This window comes from Cupriavidus sp. GW823-FHT06D04 (assembly GCF_058795055.1).
On the sequence record NZ_JBXAHL010000088.1, the window covers coordinates 1 to 5988 of the forward strand.

The window sequence follows — 5988 nt, forward strand, 5'->3', positions numbered from 1 at the left end:
CGGCTGTGGGACGACGGCGTGATCGACCCGGCGCAGACCCGCACCGTGCTGGGCCTGGGTCTTTCCGCCAGCCTGAATGCACCGATCGACGAGATGAAGTTCGGCGTGTTCCGCATGTAATTGCGGCCAAGCCACTACTGTCCCATTACCGCCTTCCACCCCATGCGCAGCGTCGCCCGCCTGCTTTGCAGCCTAGCCCTGGTTACGGCGTTCGCCATGCTGGCGCCGCTGTGCGGGCATGCGCAGACTGCGAACGGAAACGGCAAAGCTGCGCGCATGCGCTTCCAGGAGCAGGTGGTGATGCTGCCCAAAGCGGCGATCCCGTCGCGCATCGACCTGGAAGCCACGGTATTCAAGCCGGCTGGCGACGGGCCGTTTCCGCTGGTGGTGATCAACCACGGCAAGGCGCCGGGCCGGCCCGCCATGCAGGGGCGCGCGCGCTTTCCGGCGCAGAGCGTGGAATTCCTGCGCCGCGGCTACGCCGTGGTGCTGCCGATGCGGCAGGGTTTTGCGCGCTCGGGCGGCGCCTATGTGGGCGGCAGTTGCGATATCGAGGCCAACGGCATGATGCAGGCCGACGATGTCGTCGCCACGCTCGACTTCATGGCCACGCAGCCCTATGTGGACATGGAGCGCATTGTCGTGATCGGCCAGTCGCACGGGGGCCTGACCACGATGGCGTTTAGCACCATCGGCTATCCCGGGGTGCTGGGTGTGATCAATTTTGCGGGCGGACTGCGCAACCTGAACTGCCCGGACTGGGAAGAGCGCCTGGTCGATGCCTTTGCCAGCTACGGCGGCCTGGCGCGCTACCCGTCGCTGTGGGTGTACGGCGACAACGACAGCTACTGGCCGGTGCCCTTGCCCGGCCGCATGTTCAACGCCTTCAAGGCGCGCGCCACCGGCCCCGCGGCTCAATCACGGCTGTTGGACGTGGGCGAGTTCGGCAACGACTCGCATCGCGTCTTCAGCGCGCGTGAAGGCATCCCGGTGTGGTTGCCTGAAGTCGGCAACTTCTTCCGCTCGCTGGGCCTGCCGTTCGACGCCGGCACCTGAACCGCACCAGACAACTTTTCCGCCAACGGAGCGAACCATGGAATTCACCGCACTGACCGTCAATATCGCCAGCCACGTCGCCACCGTCACGCTGAACCGGCCCGATGTGCGCAACGCCTTCAACGAGACCGTGATCGCCGAGCTGACCGGCGCCTTCCGCGCGCTGGGCGACATGGACGAGGTGCGCGCAATCGTGCTGGCCGGCAATGGCCCGGCCTTCTGCGCCGGCGCCGACTTGAACTGGATGAAGAAGATGGCGGGCTATTCCGACGACCAGAACCGTGCCGATGCGCTGACCCTGGCGCAGATGCTGCACACCATCTGGTCGTGCCCGCGCCCGGTGATCGCGCGCATCCAGGGCGACACCTACGCCGGCGGCATGGGCCTGGTGGCCGCGTGCGATATCGCGGTGGCAGCCGAGCACGCGCACTTCTGCCTGTCCGAGGCGCGCCTGGGCCTGCTGCCCGCCACCATCAGCCCGTATGTGATCCGCGCGCTGGGCGAGCAGGCCGCACGCCGCTACTTCATCACCGCCGAGCGTTTCGATGCCGCCGAGGCGCTGCGGCTGGGCTTTGTGCACACGGTGGTGCCGGCCGAGGCCCTGGATGCCAAGGTCACCGAACTGGCGACCGCGCTGGTGGCCAACAGCCCGAACGCCGTGCGCGAAAGCAAGCGGCTGGTGCAGGACATCGCCGGGCGTGCGATCGACAACGATTTGCTGGCCGATACCGCGGACCGGATTGCGAAGATCCGGGCGTCGGAAGAGGGGCGTGAAGGGGTGAAGTCGTTCCTGGAAAAGCGCTCGCCGTCGTGGCGCCCCGCTTGAGTCACACGTGCGGCCTGCCGCAGTGAAAAAAAGACTACCGGCAGGTTGCGTGGAGATCGCGGCACGCTAGCGACAAGAACAGCGCTTCACCCCGATAACGTTCGGTAAATCCGGTCAAAGTACTGCCAACGCGAAAATATCACCTTCATTGCCAAGCGCGAGAAGACATTCCTAACATGACCCTCCCCAACCTGTCCGCCACCGTTGCACTGCCCGGCCTTGCCGGCAGCGGCGCGCGCGCGGACGGTCAACAAAGGAGGGCTACCTTGGATCACCTGTCCCTTTCCCCAGGCAGCGACGCGCAGGCACTCGGCCAGCGCAGCCGCAACGCCGTCTGGCATCCGTGCACGCGGCTGCGTCCCGACGACGACGCCGTGCCGCTGGCGATCGTGCGCGGCGTTGGCCCGTGGCTGCATGATGCCGACGGCCGCCGTTATTTCGACGCCACCAGTTCGTGGTGGGTCAACCTGTTCGGCCACGCCAACCCGCGCATCAACGCCGCGCTGGCCAGCCAGCTGGAAACGCTGGAGCACGTGATGCTCGCCGGCTGCACCCACGCCCCGGCGGTGGAACTGGCCGAGCGCCTGTCAGCGCTGACCGGCGGCGCGCTCGGCAATGTCTTCTACGCTTCGGACGGCGCCTCGGCGGTCGAGATCGCGCTGAAGATGAGCTTCCACTACTGGCGCAATACCGGCCTGCCGGCCAAGCGCGAGTTCGTCTGCCTGCGCCACGGCTACCACGGCGAGACCGTGGGCGCGCTCGCGGTGACGGACATGGAAGTCTTCCGCGATGCCTATGATCCGCTGATCCGCCGCGCACACGTGGTGATGTCGCCCGACGCACGCCAGGCCGCACCCGGCGAGAGCGCTGCGGACGTGGCTGCCCGCGCCCTGGCGGAGCTGGAAACCCTGCTGCGCGAGCGCGCCGGCCAGATCGCCGCGCTGATCGTCGAGCCGCTGGTGCAGGGCGCCGCCGGCATGGCGATGTACGACCCGTCGTATCTGGATGGCGCGCGCGCACTGTGCGACCGCTACCGGATCCACCTGATCGCCGACGAGATCGCGGTGGGCTGCGGGCGCACCGGCACCTTCTTCGCGTGGGAACAGTCGCGCGCCGGCGAGGCGCCGCTGCCCGCGCACCTGTGGCCCGACTTCCTGTGCCTGTCCAAGGGTATCAGCGGCGGCTATCTGCCGCTGTCGCTGGTGCTGTCGCGCCCCGAGATCCAGCGCGCCTTCGTCGCCGACGAGCTGGCCCGCAGCTTCCTGCATTCGCACTCCTACACCGGCAACCCGCTGGCCTGCCGCGCCGCGCTGGCCACGCTGGACCTGTTCGCGCAGGACGACGTGCTCGCGCGCAACCGCGAGCGCGCGCACTGGCTCGCCGACGGCATGGCCGCGCTGGCCGCCGACGCGCGCCTGCGGCACGTGCGCCAGCGCGGGCTGATCTGGGCCGCCGATGTGCGCGATGACGTCGCCGGCGCCGACTTTGCCGCGCGCTTCCATCACGCCGCGCGCGAGCGCGAGCTGCTGGTGCGCCCGATCGGCAATACGCTGTACGTGATGCCGCCCTACGTCTTCGATGCCGCACAGGCACGCTGGCTGGGCGAGCAACTGCTGGCCACGCTCGACGACGTGACCACCGATATGAGCACGAGCGGGGAGGTGCGCCATGCTGCTTGAACAACTGAGGCAGGCCGCCGAACAGCGCCACGCGCTGGCCCTGACGCGCCGCCGCCGCGTTGCCCACACTGCCTGCGCGCCGCACCAGGCCGTGGGCGAGGACGGGTCCGAGCCGGAATCGCTGCTGACCTTCTGCAGCAACGACTACATGGGGCTGGCCAACCACCCGGACGTGATCGCCGCGCTGGTGGAAGGCGCGCAGCGCTATGGCGCCGGCAGCGGCGCCTCGCACCTCGTCAGCGGGCATTCGCTGGCGCACACCCAGCTGGAAGCGGAACTGGCGCGCTGGCTCGCCCCGCATATCCCGCATGCGCGCACGCTGTATTTCTGCACCGGCTACATGGCCAACATGGCGGTGCTGACCGCGCTGGGCACGGCGGGCGCCACGCTGTTCTGTGAGTCGCTCAACCATGCCTCGCTGATCGATGGGGCGCGGCTCGCGCGCGCCGACGTGCAGCGCTACCCGCATTGCGACACCGCCGTGCTGGAAGCGCTGCTGGCGGCCAGCACCAGCGAGCGCAAGCTGATCGTGACCGACAGCGTGTTCAGCATGGACGGCAATGTCGCGCCGCTGCGCAAGCTGCTGGAACTGGCCGAGCGCCATGACGCCTGGATCATCGTCGACGATGCCCACGGCTTCGGCGTGCTGGGCGAGCAGGGCCACGGCGTGCTGGAAGCGCTGGGACTGTCGTCCGAGCGGCTGATCTATGTCGGCACGCTCGGCAAGGCCGCCGGCGTGGCGGGTGCCTTTGTCGCCGCACACGAGGCCATCATCGAACACCTGGTCAACACCGCGCGGCCCTATATCTACACCACGGCCGCGCCGCCGGCTGTCGCGCATGCGCTGCTGGCCAGCCTGGCGATCCTCGAAGGAGAAGAGGGCAGGCAACGCCGGGCGCAACTGACGCGCTGCATCGGCATGCTGCGCGAGGGGCTGGCCCAGTTGGCTGCCATCGCGGGGTGGACGCTGGGCGACAGCGAGACCGCGATCCAGCCGCTGATCGTCGGCGACAACGGCGCCGCGCTGGCGCTGTCGGCCACGCTGGAGGCGGATGGCATCCGCGTTGGCGCGATCCGGCCGCCGACCGTGCCTGAGGGCACCGCGCGGCTGCGGATCACGCTGTCGGCTTCGCACACCGAAGACGATGTGCGGCGCCTGCTGGATGCCCTGAGCGCCGCCGTGGCGCAGTGGGAGGCCGCATGAGCACGCGCGCGCCTTTCGCCTGCTTTGTCACCGGCACCGATACCGGCATCGGCAAGACCCACGCCAGCGCCACGCTGCTGCATGCGCTCCATGCCGCCGGCTACCGCACCGCGGGCATGAAGCCCGTGGCCAGCGGCAGTGAGTGGCGCGACGGCCATTGGCACAACGACGACGTGGCGCAGCTGCGCGCCGCCAGCTCGGTGGCGGTGCCGCTGGGCCAGACCTGCCCGTTCCTGCTGCGCACGCCGTGCTCGCCGCACCTGGCCGCCGCGCACGAGGGCGTGCGCATCACGCGCGCGCCGGTCCGCACCGCCTTCGACGCGCTGCGCCGCCAGGCGGATGCGGTAGTGGTGGAGGGCGTGGGCGGTTTCAACGTGCCGCTCGACGCCGGCGCCGTGCGCTGGAACACCGCCGACCTGGCGGTGATGCTGGCGGTACCAGTGGTGATGGTGGTCGGCATCCGGCTCGGCTGCCTGAACCACGCCGTGCTGACCGCCGAAGCTATCCGCGCGCGCGGCCTGCCGCTGGCGGGCTGGATCGCCAACCGGGTCGACCCGGACATGCTGCTGGCCGACGAGAACATCGCCACGCTGCACGCGTCGCTGGACGCGCCTTGCCTGGGTGAATTGCCCTGGCAACTGGCGCCCGCCGCTGCCGCTGGCCGGCTCGACCTTGCGCCGCTGTTCGCCGCCGCCGCCCAATACCAAGCCGAGGCCGCCGGCCTTGCTGCCTGAACCAGAATTCGCATCGATCATGACTCAAGCTCACACCGCTACCACCGTTACTACCGTTTCCGTCGATTCCCTGCGCCAGAGCGCGCGCTCGCACGCACTGCCCGATGACGCCGCGTGGCGCGTCGATGACGTTGCCGCGCTGTTCGCGCTGCCGTTCAACGACCTGTTGTTCCGCGCCCAGCAAGTGCACCGCGAGCACTTCGACGCCAATACCGTGCAGCTGTCCACGCTGCTGTCGATCAAGACCGGCGGTTGCGAAGAGGATTGCGGCTACTGCCCGCAGAGCGCGCACCACGATGCCGGCGTGAAGGCCGAGAAGCTGATGGCGCTGGACGAGGTGCTGGACGCCGCGCGCGCGGCCAAGGCCAATGGTGCCACCCGCTTCTGCATGGGCGCCGCCTGGCGCAGCCCGAAGGACCGCCACCTGGAGCCGGTGATGGACATGGTGCGCGAAGTGAAGGCGATGGGCCTGGAGACCTGCGTCACGCT

At 69.3% G+C, this 5988-nt stretch carries 6 protein-coding genes; all 6 read left to right on the forward strand.

The genetic code is table 11. The features are described 5' to 3' along the window. Positions 1 to 162 precede the first annotated feature (162 nt). Positions 163 to 1056, forward strand: a complete 894-nt coding sequence (locus AC1Q7H_RS39545) for a dienelactone hydrolase family protein (protein WP_013955263.1) — start codon at positions 163 to 165, stop codon at positions 1054 to 1056. Between the two features lie 37 nt (positions 1057 to 1093). Next, a complete protein-coding gene (locus tag AC1Q7H_RS39550; protein ID WP_153956051.1) occupies positions 1094 to 1882 on the forward strand; it encodes an enoyl-CoA hydratase/isomerase family protein in 789 nt (262 codons plus the stop codon). Between the two features lie 266 nt (positions 1883 to 2148). Then, on the forward strand, positions 2149 to 3561 hold the full coding sequence (gene bioA / locus AC1Q7H_RS39555; protein WP_194946908.1) for an adenosylmethionine--8-amino-7-oxononanoate transaminase: 1413 nt from the start codon (positions 2149 to 2151) through the stop codon (positions 3559 to 3561). Beyond that, positions 3551 to 4765 (forward strand): 8-amino-7-oxononanoate synthase, encoded by a 1215-nt coding sequence (bioF, locus tag AC1Q7H_RS39560; protein ID WP_153956053.1) that lies wholly within the window; start codon positions 3551 to 3553, stop codon positions 4763 to 4765. Before bioA ends, bioF begins: the two co-directional genes overlap by 11 nt. Further along, the gene (gene bioD, locus AC1Q7H_RS39565; RefSeq protein ID WP_153956054.1) at positions 4762 to 5499 is read left to right on the forward strand and encodes a dethiobiotin synthase; all 738 of its coding nucleotides are present in this window, start codon (positions 4762 to 4764) and stop codon (positions 5497 to 5499) included. Before bioF ends, bioD begins: the two co-directional genes overlap by 4 nt. A 19-nt stretch (positions 5500 to 5518) precedes the next feature. Then, on the forward strand, positions 5519 to 5988 hold a 470-nt coding region (locus AC1Q7H_RS39570), incomplete at its 3' end, for a biotin synthase BioB (protein ID WP_492382498.1).

Coding starts and splice junctions, on each gene's coding strand:
- AC1Q7H_RS39545 (WP_013955263.1), top strand. CDS start 163: ATGCGCAGCGTCGCCCGCCTGCTTTGCAGCCTAGCCCTGGTTACGGCG.
- AC1Q7H_RS39550 (WP_153956051.1), top strand. CDS start 1,094: ATGGAATTCACCGCACTGACCGTCAATATCGCCAGCCACGTCGCCACC.
- bioF (WP_153956053.1), top strand. CDS start 3,551: ATGCTGCTTGAACAACTGAGGCAGGCCGCCGAACAGCGCCACGCGCTG.
- bioD (WP_153956054.1), top strand. CDS start 4,762: ATGAGCACGCGCGCGCCTTTCGCCTGCTTTGTCACCGGCACCGATACC.